The sequence below is a fragment of the Aeromonas sp. A600620 genome (assembly GCF_029479985.1).
Taxonomy (GTDB): Bacteria; Pseudomonadota; Gammaproteobacteria; order Enterobacterales; family Aeromonadaceae; genus Aeromonas; species Aeromonas veronii_A.
The window spans coordinates 25,800-43,020 of the sequence record NZ_JAAKXB010000007.1; the positions used below are offsets into that span (position 1 = coordinate 25,800).

Annotated in this window: 17 protein-coding genes; 6 read left to right on the top strand and 11 right to left on the bottom strand. The window is 59.0% G+C overall.

The window, feature by feature from the left end; genetic code table 11:
- The first annotated feature begins 2 nt into the window (after positions 1-2).
- From G5533_RS10580 to G5533_RS10595, 4 genes are all read left to right on the top strand, one after another.
- Entirely contained in the window at positions 3-644 is a 642-nt protein-coding gene (locus tag G5533_RS10580) for a GNAT family N-acetyltransferase (protein WP_216978765.1), read from the top strand.
- Positions 645-703: 59 nt separating this feature from the next.
- Positions 704-1,477, top strand: a complete 774-nt coding sequence (gene cobB / locus G5533_RS10585) for a Sir2 family NAD+-dependent deacetylase (protein WP_216978766.1) — start codon at positions 704-706, stop codon at positions 1,475-1,477.
- Between the two features lie 89 nt (positions 1,478-1,566).
- Entirely contained in the window at positions 1,567-2,043 is a 477-nt protein-coding gene (locus G5533_RS10590; RefSeq protein ID WP_216978767.1) for a hypothetical protein, read from the top strand.
- Entirely contained in the window at positions 2,043-3,692 is a 1,650-nt protein-coding gene (locus G5533_RS10595) for a diguanylate cyclase domain-containing protein (RefSeq protein WP_441254776.1), read from the top strand. The genes G5533_RS10590 and G5533_RS10595 overlap by 1 nt, the downstream gene beginning before the upstream one ends.
- 87 nt (positions 3,693-3,779) lie before the next feature.
- Here the strand turns inward: G5533_RS10595 and G5533_RS10600 are convergent, their stop codons facing one another.
- The 7 genes from G5533_RS10600 to G5533_RS10630 all read right to left on the bottom strand — a co-directional run bounded on the left by G5533_RS10600 (position 3,780) and on the right by G5533_RS10630 (position 10,532).
- Positions 3,780-4,784 (bottom strand): substrate-binding domain-containing protein, encoded by a 1,005-nt coding sequence (locus G5533_RS10600; RefSeq protein WP_441254777.1) that lies wholly within the window; start codon positions 4,782-4,784, stop codon positions 3,780-3,782.
- Positions 4,784-5,716, bottom strand: a complete 933-nt coding sequence (rbsK, locus tag G5533_RS10605) for a ribokinase (protein WP_421262636.1) — start codon at positions 5,714-5,716, stop codon at positions 4,784-4,786. Before rbsK ends, G5533_RS10600 begins: the two co-directional genes overlap by 1 nt.
- A gap of 108 nt (positions 5,717-5,824) precedes the next feature.
- A complete protein-coding gene (rbsB, locus tag G5533_RS10610; RefSeq protein WP_216951598.1) occupies positions 5,825-6,700 on the bottom strand; it encodes a ribose ABC transporter substrate-binding protein RbsB in 876 nt (291 codons plus the stop codon).
- A 30-nt stretch (positions 6,701-6,730) separates the two neighbouring features.
- Entirely contained in the window at positions 6,731-7,699 is a 969-nt protein-coding gene (rbsC, locus tag G5533_RS10615; RefSeq protein ID WP_005336670.1) for a ribose ABC transporter permease, read from the bottom strand.
- The gene (rbsA, locus tag G5533_RS10620; protein ID WP_441254778.1) at positions 7,696-9,225 is read right to left on the bottom strand and encodes a ribose ABC transporter ATP-binding protein RbsA; all 1,530 of its coding nucleotides are present in this window, start codon (positions 9,223-9,225) and stop codon (positions 7,696-7,698) included. The genes rbsC and rbsA overlap by 4 nt, the downstream gene beginning before the upstream one ends.
- Positions 9,226-9,261: 36 nt before the next feature.
- The gene (gene rbsD, locus G5533_RS10625) at positions 9,262-9,681 is read right to left on the bottom strand and encodes a D-ribose pyranase (RefSeq protein WP_058052594.1); all 420 of its coding nucleotides are present in this window, start codon (positions 9,679-9,681) and stop codon (positions 9,262-9,264) included.
- Between the two features lie 233 nt (positions 9,682-9,914).
- Positions 9,915-10,532 (bottom strand): glutathione S-transferase family protein, encoded by a 618-nt coding sequence (locus G5533_RS10630; RefSeq protein ID WP_216953560.1) that lies wholly within the window; start codon positions 10,530-10,532, stop codon positions 9,915-9,917.
- Positions 10,533-11,187: 655 nt separating this feature from the next.
- Between G5533_RS10630 and G5533_RS10635 the strand changes: the two genes are divergently transcribed.
- Positions 11,188-11,979, top strand: a complete 792-nt coding sequence (locus tag G5533_RS10635; RefSeq protein ID WP_441254779.1) for a hypothetical protein — start codon at positions 11,188-11,190, stop codon at positions 11,977-11,979.
- A 393-nt stretch (positions 11,980-12,372) separates the two neighbouring features.
- On the opposite strand, the gene G5533_RS10640 is transcribed toward G5533_RS10635, so the two are convergent.
- The 4 genes from G5533_RS10640 to potA form a co-directional block, all read right to left on the bottom strand.
- A complete protein-coding gene (locus G5533_RS10640) occupies positions 12,373-13,440 on the bottom strand; it encodes an extracellular solute-binding protein (protein ID WP_441254780.1) in 1,068 nt (355 codons plus the stop codon).
- An 81-nt stretch (positions 13,441-13,521) separates the two neighbouring features.
- Positions 13,522-14,292: a spermidine/putrescine ABC transporter permease PotC gene (gene potC / locus G5533_RS10645; RefSeq protein WP_005336644.1), complete on the bottom strand. Its 771-nt coding sequence runs from the start codon at positions 14,290-14,292 to the stop codon at positions 13,522-13,524.
- The gene (gene potB, locus G5533_RS10650; RefSeq protein WP_019446371.1) at positions 14,289-15,176 is read right to left on the bottom strand and encodes a spermidine/putrescine ABC transporter permease PotB; all 888 of its coding nucleotides are present in this window, start codon (positions 15,174-15,176) and stop codon (positions 14,289-14,291) included. The genes potC and potB overlap by 4 nt, the downstream gene beginning before the upstream one ends.
- Positions 15,163-16,266 carry a spermidine/putrescine ABC transporter ATP-binding protein PotA gene (potA, locus tag G5533_RS10655; protein WP_139747253.1) on the bottom strand — a complete coding sequence of 368 codons (1,104 nt, stop codon included), beginning with the start codon at positions 16,264-16,266 and terminating at the stop codon, positions 15,163-15,165. Before potA ends, potB begins: the two co-directional genes overlap by 14 nt.
- A gap of 201 nt (positions 16,267-16,467) precedes the next feature.
- On the opposite strand from potA, the gene G5533_RS10660 reads away from it, so the two are divergent.
- A complete protein-coding gene (locus G5533_RS10660; RefSeq protein WP_005351939.1) occupies positions 16,468-17,205 on the top strand; it encodes a hypothetical protein in 738 nt (245 codons plus the stop codon).
- Positions 17,206-17,221: the final 16 nt, after the last annotated feature.

The following is a 17,221-nucleotide window of genomic DNA, read 5'->3' on the forward strand; positions in this document are numbered from 1 at the left end:
CCGTGCCCCGTTATCTCTGCTGGCCCATCCATCGGGAGCGTCTCTGCAAGGGGCTGGCAGGCTGGCCCCATCCGGCTTCGCGGTCGGTACTGCCACTGACGATGCAGGTCGCCGACCAACCTTGTCTGCTACGAGAGCTGCAGGGGGTGGATCCTGACCGTATGCTGGCCGCCTATGATGCGCTCAGTGAGGAGAGCATCTACTTGCGTTTTATGCGCCCCAAACGGAGGCCACCGCCGGAGCAGGTGGCCCAGTTTCTCAATTACCATCCCGAACACCAGATCTCGCTGTTGCTGACCGATCTTGCCGGTGAGCCGCTGGCTCAGGCTCAGTCCATCCGGCGTCGACTCCATCCGGAGCGTGCCGAATTTTCCTGCATCGTGGCAGATCATTTCCAGCACAAGGGAGCGGGACGGCGCATTCTGCTGGCGCTGGCACTGCTGGCCCGAGCTGAGGGGATCTGTGAGTGGACCGCGGAGGTGCTGGCCCAGAATCGTCCCATGCTCACTTTGCTCAAGCGCCTTGGTCTGCCGCTGACCCTGGTAACCGGGCGGGAGATGGTTTTTGTCAGGCTCGATCTGACCGTGCTGGATGAGTGGTTGCCCGCACAGCCACGCCAAGCTTTTAAGACCAAGGGCGAATAGTGGCGCTTTTTTCCCTGTGCTAAGGTCACACTATTATGCGGGGATAGACGGAGCAGCTTATGGCGCAGTCATACAAACATATCGTGATCCTGACCGGAGCGGGGATCTCTGCCGAATCCGGCATCAAGACTTTTCGTGCCTGCGACGGTTTGTGGGAAGAGCACAAGGTCGAGGACGTGGCGACCCCCGAGGGTTATGCTCGTGATCCCGATCTGGTGCTGCGCTTTTACAACTCCCGCCGCAAACAGCTGCAACAGCCCCAGGTTCACCCCAATCCGGCCCACTATGCGTTGGCTCGTCTCGAGCGGCTTTTGCCCGGCACGGTCACCCTGGTGACCCAGAACATCGACAATCTGCACGAGAGTGCTGGCAGCAAGAACCTTATCCATATGCACGGCGAGCTGCTCAAGGCTCGCTGCCCGGAGTCCGGTCAGGTGATCGAGTGGCGCGGGGATCTCCATCAGGACGAGCTCTGCTCCTGCTGCCAGTTCCCCCAGCCGATGCGCCCCCACGTGGTCTGGTTTGGCGAGATGCCGCTCGGGTTGGATCGCATCTATAGTGCGCTGGCCCAGTGCGATCTCTTTATCTCCATCGGCACCTCGGGTGCCGTCTATCCGGCCGCCGGTTTCGTGCACGAAGCGGGATTGAACGGGGCCCACACCATAGAGCTCAATCTCGAGCCGAGCGAGGTGGGTAGCCAGTTTGACGAGAAGCGCTATGGGCCGGCCTCCCTGCTGGTACCCGCCTATGTCGATGAGTTGCTGGAGGCGTGCGGCATCCATCAACCGAGGCAAGTCGAGGGGCACAACTGGATGGAGATGCGCGGTCCCTGAGCTAGTGTGTGACGGGACAGTTGCAATGGTTCGGTGAAATCGCCACACTGGCAGCCACAAAAAATGGGACGCAGTTGGCGCAAATTACCATGAACGCAGTAAAGCAATGGATCGCTTTTTTTCTCCTGATGCTGGCCAGTGCCAGCGCATCGGCCTCCATCCCCCTGATGACCCTGGTACTGCCAGATGGCCAGCAGGTGACCCTCGATGAGGCGGCCCTCTCCGCCTTGCCACAGACCGAATTCACCACCACTACTCCCTGGACCCAGGGCACCCACCACTATCGCGGGCCGACCCTGTCAACCGTGCTGGCGGCGCAAGGGATCCCGGATGCTCGCAAGATCGCCGTTTCGGCCCTCAACGGCTATCAGCAGGTGGTGGATCTGGCCCTGTTCGACGGCGTGCCGCTGACCCTGGTGCGTCAGGAGGACGGCAAACCGCTGACCCGGCGCAACAAGGGGCCGCTCTGGCTGCTCATCCCGTTCACCACCTATCCCAAGCTGGACGTGCCTGCCATTCACAACTGCATGGTGTGGCAGGTGACCCGCATCGAGATCGTCGATTGATGGGGCTATCCCGCCAAAATCTGCTGTTGGTTGCGGTGTCGCTGCTGTTTCTGCTCTCGTCGGGCAGCAGCCTCTATCTGCAGTATCGGCAAGAGCAGCTGGTCGATACCTTCTACCGCAATGTCCACTGGAACATCAGCCAGGTGATGCTCGAATCCCAGCGTTTCCTCTACGACCTGCAGCTCTATCGGGCTGGCAGACTGTCGATGGAGACCCTGAGCCTCGATTACGATCTGCTGTGGAACCGGCTCGACATCTTCCTCATCAGCAGCGAGACCGCCGAGATGCGCCAGCGGCACGGACTCGGCAAGGTGCTGGCCACCCTGTTCGAGCAGATCAAGCAGCTCGAACCCCAGATGGAGGCTGGTGCGCTGCGCGAGGGGGCTGAGCTTGCCCGCTTGCAGGAGGCGATCGCCAGCCAGACCCGTCTCATCGAACAGATAGGGGATCAGATCCTCTCCGGCCAGGAGCGGGAGCATTCGGTCAGCCAGATCCGCAACAGTCTGTTCTGGCTGCAGATCTGGCAACTGATCCTGCTGCTGACTGGCGGCGCTCTGGTCGCAGCCCTCATTCGCGCCAATCTGGCGAACCGCTGGCTTGCCCTGCTCGATCCCCTGACCCAGCTTGGCAACCGCCGTGCCCTGCAGGAGCAGCTCTCTCGCGCTCTGCATGCTGATGATGTGAGCGCTTTGGTGGTGCTCGATCTCAAGCGCTTCAAGCAGGTCAATGATCTGCTGGGTTATCAGGTCGGTGATCGGTTGTTGCAGATGGTGGCCAACAAGCTGCAACAGGCTCATGGCAGTCACGCTTACCGCCTCGGTGGTGACGAATTTGCCGTGGTGCTGACCAAGGCAGATGATGCGCTGGAAACCGCCATTCATGAGCTGGTGGATCTGCTCCATTTCGAGTTCGTGACCCGGGAGTGCAGCTTCGATCTGGCCTGTCGGCTCGGGGTTGCCAAGGCGCAGCAACAGGATGCCGCCCGGTTGCTGGATCAGGCCATCCTGGCCCTTAACCAGGCCAAGCGTAGCCAGGAGGGGGCGATCAGCTGGTTTGAGCCAGCCATGCTGCAGCAGTTGCAGTTGAGTCAGCAGCAGCTTCATCAGCTGCGAGAGTGGTTGGCGGGGCGCGAGCCAGCACCGCTGCGAGTGGCATTGCAGCCGCTGACGGACGGGCAGGGCAACGAGATGTGGCAATTGGCGCTTGAGTGGCGTGAGCAGGGAGTCCCATGCCATATGCGCTGGCTGCAGGAGTGCGGCGTACTGGGGCCCGTGTTGGCCCGTGTGCTGCAAACGCACGAGGCGCAGTATGCCGATGGTCGGACACTGCTGGTCCCGCTCGACAATCAGGCCCAGCTGACCCATCTACTGGCCTATTTGCCGGAGGCTTCCTGCACGCCGCTAGTGTTGCTGGTACCGACGCTACAGCCGGATGGTGCCCTGCTGGCGGGATTGCGCCAGCAGGGTTGCACTCTGGCGCTCAGAGAGATTGGCAGCACCACCGCGGCGCAGTTGGCCGCCGGCTGGCCTGTCCGCTACTGGTTGCCGCAGGGTGATGAAGATGGCGAGTTGTTGCAACCTCTGGCCAGACGATTGGGGCTGGAGCCACTGCAAGTGCTGGCAGTCAGGGAGACCCGGTCGCTGGCCTGAGGGCAAAAAGCGGTATTGCACTGGCAAGAGACAAAATGACACAAGGCGACCTCGGGGTCGCCTTGTTTCGTTTATTGCCCCTGAAAGTCAGGGGCGAGAGGCGCAGGATTGTCTGATCACCAGGTCAGGGTCGACGGTGATCAGGTGGTTCTCCACCGCTTCGCCGTTGATCCGCGCCAACAAGCGGGTGACGGCGAGGCGCCCCAGCTCCTCCTTGGGCTGGTTGACGGTGGTGAGTGGCGGCGACATAAATTCGGCCAGCGCCACATTGTCGTAGCCGACGATGGAGAGGTCGCGCGGGATCACTAGCCCCGCCTGATGGGCGGCACTGATGGCCCCCATCGCCATCATGTCGTTGCAGACAAAGAGGGCGGAGGGGCGCTTGGGCAATGCCAGCAGACGAGTCATCGCCTGATGGCCGCTGGCGCAGTCAAAATCCCCCTCCTGGATCCACTCTTGATTGAGCGTGAGCCCTGCCTCCTGCAGCGCCTGTTCGAAGCCAGCCTGCCGCTGGTTGGCGGGGGCACGGCTGTGGGGGCCTGTGATACAACCGATGGCGGTATGGCCCAGCTCAATAAGATGGCGGGTCGCCAGATAACCACCGTGGAAGGAGTTGTCGGCGATCAGATCCACATCCTCACTGACCAGCCCCCAATCCATCACCACCACCGGCAGGCTCTTGAGCCAGTCGAGCTGATTGAACACCTCTTGCTGCCCTTCGCTACACATGATGAGCAGGCCATCGACCCGCTTGCGCAGCATCATCTTGAGGTAGGAGAGGGCCGTCTCGGCTTGACCCTCGGTGTTGCCCAGCATCAGGTTGTAGCCCTGCTCGAAGCAGTAGCGCTCCACCCCGCGCACCACCTCGGCAAAGAAGGGGTTGCTGGAGGTGGTGACCAGCATGCCGATACTGTTGGTCTCCTTCACCTTAAGGCTGCGGGCCACCAGACTCGGGGCATAGTTGAGCTCGCGCATGGCCGCGAAGACCCGCTCACGGGTCTCCTCGGCCACGAAACGGGTCTCGTTGATGACATGGGAAACGGTGGTGGTGGAGACCTGGGCCCTCGCCGCCACCTCCTTGATATTGGCCATCAGTTCCCCTGCGCAGTCTGCTCAAGCAGGAAGGCGTCAACCTCCTGCTTGCTCGGGATGGAGCTCTGGGCACCGAACCGGGTGACGGAGAGTGCCGCCGCCCCGTGGGCAAAGCGCACCGCACCGTGGAAATCGGCTCCGGCCAGTTCCGCCGCCAGCAGGGCGCCGTTGAAGGTATCGCCCGCGGCTGTTGTATCCACCGCCTTGACCCGAAAGCCCGGGATCAGCTGTTGCTGCTGTGCGTTGCTGCAATAGACCCCCTGCGACCCCAGGGTGATCATCACGTCCGCAATCCCCATCTGGTGGAAGCGGGCGGCCGCCTCGCGGGCACTCGCTTCATCGGTGACTTTCACGCCGGTCAACAGCTCGGCTTCGGTCTGGTTGGGGGTGATGAGATCCACCAGTGCCAGCAGTTCGCTTGAGAGTGGGCGGGCGGGGGCGGGGTTGAGCACCACCCGGGTGCCATGGGCGCGGGCCAGCCGTGCAGCCTCATGGACGCTCTCGAGCGGCACTTCCAGCTGCAACAGCAGGGTGTGGGCGTCGGCGATCATCGCTTCGTGGTTTTTCACCACGGCAGGGGTGATGGCACCGTTCGCCTCGGCGGAGATACCTATGCTGTTCTCCCCCTCATCGCTCACATAGATGATGGCGATCCCGGTCGGGAGCTTGGGATCGAGTTCGACGGCGCTCACATCGATACCGTCTTTGGCAAAACCGCTCTTCATCTGGTGGCCGATGGCGTCATCACCGATGCGGGCGATAAAGGAGACGGGGGCGCCAAGGCGGGCGGCAGCGACTGCCTGATTAGCCCCCTTGCCACCCGGCACCACCTGATAGCTGTGGCCGGTCAGGGTTTCACCCGGGCGAGGAAAGTGGGGAACGCGCAGCACATGGTCTGCATTGACACTGCCCAGAACGACGAGACGATTCATGTTGACTACTCCTGATGCATCTTGGCTTGAACACAATAACTGAGTGAGCTCAAGCCGGGAGGCACCGCAATTGATGGGAAAAGGGGAGGCGAACCTCCCCTCGAGAACTTACTTGCTGACCACTTGCAGCGGTACCGGAATGGATTTCTCGACCGGCTGACCTTTCAGCACCTTGTCGGCAGTCTCGACACCGATGGCACCGATCAGGGCCGGTTGCTGGGCCACGGTGGCGGCCAGTTTACCCTTGGCTACGGCGGCTTTGCCATCGTCAGTACCGTCGAAGCCGACGATCATTACCTCTTTCCCGGCAGCCTGCACCGCGCGGATGGCACCCAGCGCCATCTCGTCGTTCTGGGCGAACACTGCCTGTACGGTCGGATGGGCGGCCAGCAGGTTTTCCATGACGTTCAGACCCTTGGTGCGGTCAAAGTCGGCAGGCTGGGAAGCCAGCACCTGCAGCTTGTTGGCCGCCACGGCCAGGGCAAAACCTTCGCCACGGTCGCGGGCGGCGGAGGTACCGGCAATCCCTTCAAGCTGAATGACCTTGGCACCGGTACCCAGTTTCTCGGTGATGAAGTCACCGGCCAGCTTGCCGCCCGCCACGTTGTCGGAGGCGATATGGGCCTTGACCTCACCCTGCGCAGCGCCGCGATCCAGAGTCAGTACCGGAATGCTGGCGCGGTTGGCCAGACGGATAGCGTTGCCGACAGCTTCGGAGTCGGTGGGGTTGATCAGGATGGCGCCGACCTTGCGCACGGTGAGATCTTCCATGTTGGAGAGCTCTTTGGCCGGGTCATTCTGGGAGTCCAGCACCACCAGTTCGTAGCCAAGCTCCTTGGCCTTGGCTTCGGCACCCTCCTTCATGGTGACGAAGAAGGGGTTGTTGAGGGTGGAGACCACCATCGCCAGGGTATGGTCTGCAGCCTGGGCGGTGCCCAGCACGGACATGATGGCGGCAGCGAGCAGGGTATTGAGCTTTTTCATCATTTCATTCCTTGTGTGTGGCTTGTCTTATCAACGATTGCTTTTGTTATCGATCATCACGGCAAGCAAGATCACGCTGGCCTTGGCGATCATCTGGTAATAAGAGGATACGTCGAGCAGGTTGAGGGCGTTATTCAGGAAGCCGATGATCAGCGCACCTATCAGGGTGCCCATGATGCGGCCCTTGCCGCCCATCAGGCTGGTACCACCCAGCACCACAGCGGCGATGGCATCCAGCTCGTAACCCATGCCGGCGGTCGGCTGGGCAGAGGAGAGACGGGAGGTGACGATAAGCCCTGCCAGTGCCGAGAGCGCGCCGCACAGACCATACACCGCCAGCTTCACCCGATCCACATTGATGCCGGAGAGGCGGGTAGCCGATTCGTTGCCCCCCAGCGCGTAGATGTAGCGACCGAGACGGGTGTGGTTGAGCATGAACCAGGCGAGCAGGAAGACGATGGCCATCAGCCAGATGGGCACCGGCAGACCGAACAGGTAACCGGTACCAAGCCAGGCGAAGTGATCGGCGCCGTCACTGAAACCGGTGGAGATGGGACGACCCTCGGTATAGACCATGGTGATGCCGCGCAGAGCGGTCATGGTGACCAGGGTGGCGATAAATGCCTGTACTTTGCCCTTGGCAATGATGAGGCCGCTGACGCCGCCCAGCAGGGCACCGGCACCCAGGGTGAGGGGCACCACCAGCCAGATCGGTAGCTCCATGGCGACCATGGTCGCGGCCAGCGCACCGCACAGGGCCAGCACAGAGCCGACCGACAGATCGATACCGGCGGTAAGGATAACCAGCGTCATACCGACCGCCATGATGGCGTTGACCGAGGTCTGGCGCAGGATGTTGAGCAGGTTGTCGGCGGTGAAGAAGTTGGGGCTCAGAAAGGAGACCACACCAATCAGAACCAGCAGCGCGACCAGGGATTTGTTCTCGATCCACCACGCCTTGCTCATGACGCCACGGCGGGAAAGGGTTTGGGTTGTCATTGGGATGCCTCTTGCTCTGCTTGCCACTGTTTACCGACTGCCGCCGCCATCAGCTTCTCCTGATTGGCATCGCGGGTGTTGAACTCTGCGCTGATGCGCCCTTCGTGCATCACCATGATGCGATCACTCATGCCGAGCACTTCCGGCATCTCGGAGGAGACCAGAATGATGCTCATCCCCTCCTTCTTGAACTGGTTGATCAGCTGATAAATTTCCTTTTTCGCCCCCACGTCGACGCCGCGGGTCGGCTCGTCGAGGATCAGCACCTTGGGCCGGGTCAACAGCCCCTTGGCGATGGCCACCTTCTGCTGGTTGCCGCCGGAGAGCAGCTTTATCAGCTGATCCTGACTCGGGGTCTTGATGTTGAACAGACGCACATAGTCGCTCACCGCCTGCCGCTCGGCCTTGCCGTCGATCTTGCCGTTGCTGATGAACTCGTCGAGGGCGCACAGACTCATGTTTTCGCGCACCGACAGCTCCAGCACCAGCCCATCCCCCTTGCGATCTTCGGAGATATAGGCGATGCCTGCGGTCAGCCCATCGGCCGGGCTTTTGGGCACCAGAGCATGACCGTCCACTGCCACTTCACCGGCGCTGATGGGGCTGGCGCCATAGATCAGCTTCATCAGCTCGGTACGACCGGAACCCATCAGGCCGCTAAAACCCAGAATTTCCCCCTGACGCAGGGAGAAACTCACCCCGCGCACGCCGGGACCGGCCAGATCTTTTACCTGCAGGCTGACGGGGCCAAGCTCGCGCTCAAGACGCGGGTACTGCTCTTCCAGTCGGCGGCCCACCATCATCTCGATGATCTTGTCTTCATCCAGATCGCTCACCGCCTTCTCGCCGATCCACTTGCCATCGCGCAGCACGGTGACCCGATCGCAGATCTCGAAGATCTCCTTGAGGCGGTGGGAGATATAGACGATGCCGCAACCCTGCTCACGCAGCTCGCGGATCACCTTGAACAGCTGCTCGGTCTCGGTATCGGTCAGCGCATCGGTGGGTTCATCCATGATGATGACGCTGGCATCGAACGACAGCGCCTTGGCAATCTCTACCATCTGCTGTTCGCCGATGGAGAGATCCCCGAGTCGGGTATCCGGCCCGTGTTTAACGCCCAAACGGGCCAGGAGGGTGCTTGCCCGTTCGCGCAGCTGTTTGTGGTCGATGCTGCCAAAACGGGTGCGCGGTTCACGACCCAAGAAGATGTTGGCGGCAATCGACAACTCCGGCAGCAGGTTCAGCTCCTGGTGGATGATGCTGATCCCCTGATCCTGAGAGTCGCGCGGCCCCTTGAAGTGGACCGACTGACCGCGGTAGCTGACGCTGCCCGCATCGGCCTGATAGATACCGGTCAGCACCTTCATCAGGGTGGATTTGCCGGCGCCATTTTCACCGAGCAGGGCCATCACCTGGCCCGGATAGACCCGCAGACCCGCTTCGTCGAGGGCGCGCACACCGGGGAAGGTCTTGACGATCCCGGTCAGCTCCAGAATGGGTGAGAGGGGGGAGGTTGTGCTCATTTGCAGCTTCCTTGAAGAGGCCTTCTTTGAAGAATGTCAGAACGCCACACCGGCGCAGAGGATGAGGTTGGCGTAGGGAGTCACCTCGCCGCTGCGCACGATCGCCTTGCTCTGGCGGGAGCGGGTTTTGAACTCCTCGTGCAGGCAGTATTCGATGGCGATGGGCTTGCCCTGGGCGGCTGCGTGGGCTTCAAGCTGATCGACCAGCGCCTGATGGGCGGCGGGGCTAATCTGCTTGATCTCGCTTGCCATGATCACCTTCTCCACCACCAGATCGGTGAGCAGGGCGGTCAGTACGGTTTCAAGGCTGGGGGTCCCCGCCATCAGCGCCAGATCGATCCGCTCCGGACCTGCCGGAATGGGCAAGCCTGCATCGCAGACGGTGATCTCGTCGGTGTGGCCCATCTGTGCCACCAGAGCACTCAGGGGAGCATTGAGCAGTACGCCTCGTTTCATACAGCACCTCATCAGGCCTTGGCCCGTCAATCTGTGAACCGCTAGGCAACCGGTTACGCAACCGGTTGCGTCATGGCGCAAAGATAGGCTTTTTACTAAGGAAGGGCCACGGCAAAACCACGGAAATGTGAAAACGATCTCAAAGGCGGGAGAAGAAGTGCAGGGGAGGAGGCAGGAAGGGTGTCAGCAGAGCCCTGGCACCCTTGTTATTTATCGAGCTATTGATTTTATGGTTAGTTGGCCAGTGCCTTGGCGACCGCCGGGCGGCTCAGCATGCGCTGATAATGGTCGGCAACCTTGGGGAATTCACTGATCTCGACCCCATCGCTTTTCAGCCAGCCCGCGACCACGAACAGATAGATGTCCGCCACGCTGAACTGCTCGCCCAGCACCCAGGGGCCTGCCAGATAGTGCTGCTCAATCTGGGCAAAGCCATCGCGCATATTGCTGGCGACTTTCTGCTGCATGGCGGCAATGGCTTGCTCGTCATCCGCCCAGCGGCTGCCACGGCGGCCGTGGGCGTGGGAGACATGCACGGTGGAGGCGAGGAAGCTGTTGACCTCCTGCATGCGGGCCAGCAGGAACGGGTTGTCCAGCGGTGCCAGCTTGGCTGCGGGGAAGCGCTGCGCCACATAGAGCAGCAGTGCCGGGGTCTCGGTCAGGGTGCCCTGCTCGGTGACAAGGGCAGGCACCCGCCCTTTGGGGTTGATGGCAAGATACGCAGGATCACGCTGCTCCCCTGCGGCGAGGTTGACGAGACGGGGTTGGAACGGGGCATTCGCTTCCAGCAGGGCAATCTGCACGGCCATGGCACAGGTGCCGGGAGCGAAATAGAGGGTCAGATCGGACATGAATACTCCTGATTGGCTCAGGCCACCCGCGATATCGGCGAAAAATGTGTTTTCGTGATACCTCGAGGGGTCATGAAAAAAGAGAGGGGGGCAACGTTTGCCCCCTCAACCAATCTACACCCCTTAGAGGTGATGAAAAAGCGCAGAATTAATCGGTTTGTTTGACCATTTCATAAATTCCTCGGCTAAGGGCGCAAATCAGATGGTGTTGAACTTGATGGGATAGTTGATACCTGAGGATGGGCGGTTGGTACTGAAAGGACTGGGGCACAATAGCGTCCTTGGTTGTTCTCCCGCTCTTGCACGATATGATCGTCATCAGATATTCTAATTTTTGGGTCGTTACAATGAATCCTATCTAACAAGACTGATCTTCATTTAGATTATCAAACAGAAAACGGCCTTTTTAGATAACTTTTTGATGACTGCAATCGTTTGTGTTTGATACCATGTTCTTCTACAAACTTTCCACGGCTTTCATGGTGGCTATAATGTTTTATCATGCTTTAATCCGGTTATAAAACAGCATATAGGTAGTTGGAAATATATATGCAGTAGCCATGTTGTTTACTAAGAGAAGGGGAGTGAAACTCAGCGAAATTGAGAGTCTTAAGGAAAGGTAGGAAGTAGGTTAAGGAAAATAAAGAGGTGATCAATGGATGATGAAAAGGGAAACTCAAGCAATATCAAAAATAAAACCAAACTGATATCGGGTTTTGTAGCTTTGGCCGTGATAGGCGGAGGGTGGTACTGGTGGCTTAAAGAGCCCTATATTGAGCCAGAGATTAATCCCACCCCAACAGAATTGTTTACTATTCAGGGTGAGTTTCCTTTTGATAAGGGCTATCAATTAGCTGTTCATAGTACTTTCATTGCATCTAATAAAACTGACTCTACTTGCAGCAAAACTTTTTATGCGTTCGGTGTTATACCTGCAAATACTAGACTCAGGGGATGGCAAATAGATAACCCCATTAAGAAATATCAATCAAACAGATTCAGTGTAAAAGTGTCAAAAGACTATTTATTGCCTGACCGATGTAATTGGGTGTTAGATTCTGTTGGCTATTTTATAGTGAAGGCAGGTTCCGAGTTGGAGGCTAATTTGAAAGCTAACCCTTCAGATCAACATAATCGTCAAGGGTATTTTTTATCTTCAGCACACAGCAATTGGAGTGAGTTAAAACTGGGGAGTGTAAATATTTCATGCCGACCAGATGTTGGTCTTAAAAAATTAAAAGGTGGTGTTGTTTGTAAGCGACTGAATCAAAGAGAAGTAAATACATATAGACGTAACTATAAAGTTCATAATAAACCGCTACCATCGATAGTTAATTTTAAATTCGTTATGGAGGACAAAATGTCAAGCGCTAAACAAAATACTGTTTTAGAGAGTGCATATGGCGATCCACTAAATAATAATTTGTCCTATGAAAAGGGGGTATAAAGACTGTTAGTTAGATTAGCGAATCGTAATCGGACGTTAGCTGTTTCGATAAAATTGCACAGTTATTCCCCATAAACACATCCGTTTTGCCTATATCTCCACAGTGGGGTCGCTATGAGTTCCTCCCTTCTAAATGGAGAAATACATCGCCCCCCTCATATTTCCCTACAAATTTGCTCTGAAGCCGGCTGCAGTGGAGCACTTACAAAAATTGTGGTCTGTCTGGCTTAAAGATGACTATCTATATATTTTGCTGTTAATCGATGCGCGCCTGTGCCTCTCAGTGTCTATGACTGTTGTGCTTAAAAATTGCGCTGGTGGTTAAAAAGAGAAGGGGGCAAATATTGCCCCCTTTATCCATTAAGCCCGTCAGAGGGTCGATTAACCGCCGACTTAACCGGCCTTGGCCACCATGGCTTTAAGCTGCAGGAAGTACTGCTCGTAGAGGCGGGAGGCATCACCCACATCGGACTGGAATTCGCCCTTGCGCTTGATCTCGTCGCTCGGGAAGACCATGGGGTTGTTGCGAAACGCCGGGGTGAGCAGGGGAATGGCATCCTTGACTGGGGTGGGGTAGCCAATCGCCTCGGCCACCTTGGCGGCCACATCGGGGCGCATCAGGAAGTTGATCAGGGCATGGGCCTCTTTCACATGCTTGGCCCTGGCCGGGATGGCGAGGTTGTCCATCCAGAGCACGGCGCCTTCTTCGGGGTAGGTCATCTGGATGGAGGGGTATTCGCGCTGGGCGCCGTAGGCCGAGCCGTTCCACAGCATGCCGATATTGACCTCACCGGCGATAAAGGGGTCGGCCGGGTTGTCGGAGTTGAACGCCTTGACGTTGGGCATCAGCTTTTTCAGGTATTCGAACGCTTCGGCAATTTGCGCCTTGTCCCGGGTGTTGGGGCTGTAGCCCAGCTGCACCAGCGCGATATGGAACACCTCGCGGGCATCGTCCATCAGCAGCAGGCTCTCTTTCCACTCCGGTGCCCAGAGCTGCTTCCAGCTGGTGACCGGCTGTTCGATGATATCGGTGTTGGTGCCGATGCCGGTTGCGCCCCAGATATAGGGGATGGAGTAGCTGTTGTCCGGGTCGTACTCATGGTTGAGCAGGGTGGGGTCGAGGTGCTTGAAGTTGGGTAGCTGGGCGCGATCCAGCGGCTGCAGCATCCCCTCTTTGGCCATTTTCGAGATGAAGTAGGTGCTGGGCACCACCACGTCATAGCCGTCGCCATGGGTTTTCAGCTTGGCGTAGAGGGTCTCGTTGGATTCGTAGGTGGAGTAGATCACCTTGATGCCGGTCTCGTGCTGGAACTGTTCCAGCAGGCCGTCCGGCACATATTCCGACCAGTTGTAGAAGTAGACCACCTTGTCGTCGGCCGCGTGAGCGCTCTGGCTCAGCAGCGGGGTGGTGAGGGTGAGGGCGGCTGCCAGCAGGGCGCCGGCCTTGTGTTGGATTGTCATCAACAACTCCTTGGGGTTATGGGGCCTTGCGGCCCACCGTGACAGAGTTCGCCAAAGGTGGCGGGGACGAAACGGGCAGGGTCAGCCCTGCCGTTTGCGCAGTAACAGTTGCGCCAGCAGCACCATCCCGAGGGAGGCGACCAGCATCAGGGTGGCCAGGGCGTTGACCTCGGGGGAGACCCCCACCTTGACCATGGAGTAGATCTTGAGCGGCAGGATCTCGTAGGCCGGGCCGGTAACAAAGGAGCTGACCACCACGTCGTCCAACGACAGAGTAAAGGAGAGCAGCCAGCCCGCCATCACCGCTGGCAGGGCCAGCGGCAGTATGATGCGGCGCAGGATGATCCACTCGCCAGCCCCCAGATCCCGCGCAGCTTCCAGCATCCGCACATCAAAACCGCACAACCGCGAGTAGACGGTGATCACCACAAACGGCAGACAGAAGGTGATGTGGGCGATCAGCAGCGACCAGAAGCCGAGCGCAATGCCGGTCACCACAAACAGGGTCAGCAGGGAGATGGCCATCACAATATCGGGGGACATCATCACCACGAACAACATGCCGCTCACATACTGCTTGCCGCGAAAACGGTAGCGAAACAGCGCCACGGCGGTGAGGGTGCCGATCAGGGTGGCTGCGGTGGCGGTGAGGGCGGCGATGGTCAGGGAGTGCTGGGCCGCCTGCATCAGGCTGGCGCTGGCAAACAGCTTCTCATACCACCCCAGGGTAAAGCCGCGCCAGTCGATGCCATATTTCGACAGGTTGAAGGAGTTGGCGATCAGCACCCCGATGGGTACATAGAGATAGCCAAACACCAGCAGCAAGAACAGAGCCTTCAGTGCGCGCATCATGCCAGCTCCCCCTTCTTGCTGAGCAGCTTGCCCGCCCGCCAGTAGCAGTAGACCAACAGCGCCATCAGCACCGTCAGCATCACGCTGATGGCGGCGCCAAAGGGCCAGTCACGGCTGTTGAGGAACTGGGTCTTGATCAGGTTGCCGATCAGCAGGTGCTTGGCACCTCCCAGCAAGTCGGAGACATAGAACATCCCCATGGCGGGCAGGAACACCAGCAGACAACCGGCGATGATGCCGGGCAGGGTGAGGGGCAGGATGATCCGTACCAGTCGCTGCCAGCCGTTGGCGCCAAGATCTCGCGCCGCCTCCAGCAAACGGCCATCCAGCTTCTCGATGCTGGAGTAGAGCGGCAGCACCATAAAGGGGAGCAGCACATAGACCAGCCCGATGATGACGGCCACCTCGGTATACATCATCTGCAGCGGTCGTTCGATAAGCCCCAGATCCAGCAGCCAGCCATTGATCAGCCCCCGGGTGCCGAGCAGCACTTTCAGCGCATAGGTGCGGATCAGGGAGTTGGTCCAGAACGGCACCACCACCAGAAACAGCAGCAGCGGGCGGATACGCGCTGGCAGATGAGCCAGCAGCCAGGCAAAGGGGTAGCCCACCAGCAGGCAGATGGCGGTGGCGAGCAGCGCCAGCCAGAGGGAGTGGAGCAGCACCTCGAAATAGAGGGGGTCCAGCAGGCGGCCATAGTTGCTCAGGGTAAAGAGCGGTGCGATAAGCTCGGACTCGTCCCGGGTCAGGAAGCTGACGCCGATGATCATCAGGTTGGGCAGGAAGACAAACAGCGTCAGCCAGCCTAGGATCAGCGCGATGGCCCCGTTGCGAAAGCCGTTGTGGGCAAAGCTGTGCGCTACCCGCAGATTAGTGAGGCTCATAGGGCAACACCACCTCCCAGCTGTCAACCCAGTGGATCGCCACCTCCTGACCCAGACGGTAGTCAAAGTCGGGGTCATCCTCGTCGAAGAACTCGGAGATAAGCAGCTGTTTGCCACTTTCGAGCTCGATCACCGAATCCAGCGTCGCCCCCTTGTAGTTGCGCTCGCGGATATTGCCCCGCAGCGCACCGCTCTGATCGTCATCCTGATCGAGAATGCGCAGATCTTCCGGGCGCAGCAGCACCAGCACCTTGTCGTCTGGCTGGAACGGCAAGGTGGTATGAAGCAGGCATTCGCGCCCCTCTACCTCCGCCTGCCAGATACCGGGCTCGCGCTGGCTGATCAGTTTGCCATCCATCACGTTGATCTCGCCGATAAAGCGGGCCACGAACAGGTTGGCTGGCGATTCGTAGATATCGCGCGGGGTGCCGCGCTGGATGATCTTGCCCCCCTCCATCACCAGGATTCGATCAGACATGGTGAGCGCCTCTTCCTGATCATGGGTAACGAAGACAAAGGTGATACCAAGGCGACGCTGCAGCGCCTTGAGCTCGCTCTGCATCTGCTTGCGCAGCTTGTAGTCGAGCGCCGAGAGGGATTCATCGAGCAGCAGCAGGCGCGGCTTGTTGACCACGGCGCGGGCGATGGCGACCCGTTGCTGCTGACCGCCGGAGAGCTGATCCGGGCGGCGGTTGGCCAGCTCGGTGAGCTGCACCATGGCGAGTGTCTCCTCGACCCGCTGGCGGATCTCGCTGGCCGGTACTTTCTGCATCTCGAGGCCAAAGGCGACGTTTTCAAACACCGTCATATGGGGGAAGAGCGCATAGCTCTGGAACACGGTGTTGATATGCCTGTGTTCGGCGGGGATATGGGTGATCTCGTCACCGGCCAGATGGATGGAGCCACCATCGACCGATTCGAGTCCGGCCAGCAGGCGCAGCAGGGTGGTCTTGCCACAGCCGGAGGGGCCCAGCAGGGTAAGAAATTCACCGTCATAGATTTCAAGGTCAAGGTCACTCAGAATCACCTTGCCATCGTATTTTTTGCTGATCTTGTTCAGCGCGACAATTACCTGTGGATTGTTCATCATCCGCCAGTCTCACCCCAGCCAGTGGCCATCGTGTTGAAAGAGGGCCGCATTCTATGCAGCCGACACATGAAATTAAAGGCTTTTTGGCCCGAATTAGCCGCAAGTGCGCAGGAAAAACGGCTACGAATAGCAGACCAAATCGCTATAATGTGCCACCTGATTTGGTCGTTTTCGATATTGGATAGTCAATTGAGTAATAAAATGCGTATTGGCGGCTCCCTTGAGCAGTCTCTGAACCAGGGCTACCGCCTTGATCTGAAAGGGGTCATCCAGGAGGGATGGCAACAGACCCGCCGTACCGGATTTGGCCTGCTGCTGGCGATTGTCGGGGTGACGGCGATCTGGATCCTGCTCAGCAATGTGCTGCTGTTGCCCTATCTGGGGGATGACAGCCAGATGAATGTGGCCATGGTGCTGAGCCTGCTGATGACGGTGGTGATGGCTCCCATGACCAGCTCCCTCGATATGCTGGGGTTGCAGCAGTCGGTCGGGGTACGCGCCCGGGCCAACCAGGTGTTCGACTTCTTCCGCCACTTTGTACGCCTCGGCATGCTGAGCCTGCTTGGCAGTCTGCTCACCAGCCTGTTTGGCCCGCTGTTCGATCTGCTGGGCTTGCCCGCCGTGCTCTCATTCATTCCCTCGGCCCTGATCGGCATGGGGCTGCTCTTTACCGTGCCGCTGGTGCTGGAGCGCGGCCTGACGCCGCCCCAGGCCATTCTGGTCTCTCTCAAGCTCTTTGCGCGCGGCTGGCCCAGCATTGTGTTGTTCCACGGCGTGATGACCGCGCTCTTCTTCCTGGCTCTGATCCCCATGGGGTTGGGGCTTATCTGGGTGGCACCGCTCTATTTCAACTGCAAGGGGATCCTCTATCGGGATCTCTGCGGGGTGGGGGTAGAGGTTAACGAGGTGACAGAAGGCCCCAACCATTTCAATGCATGATGCAAAAGGACGTTGA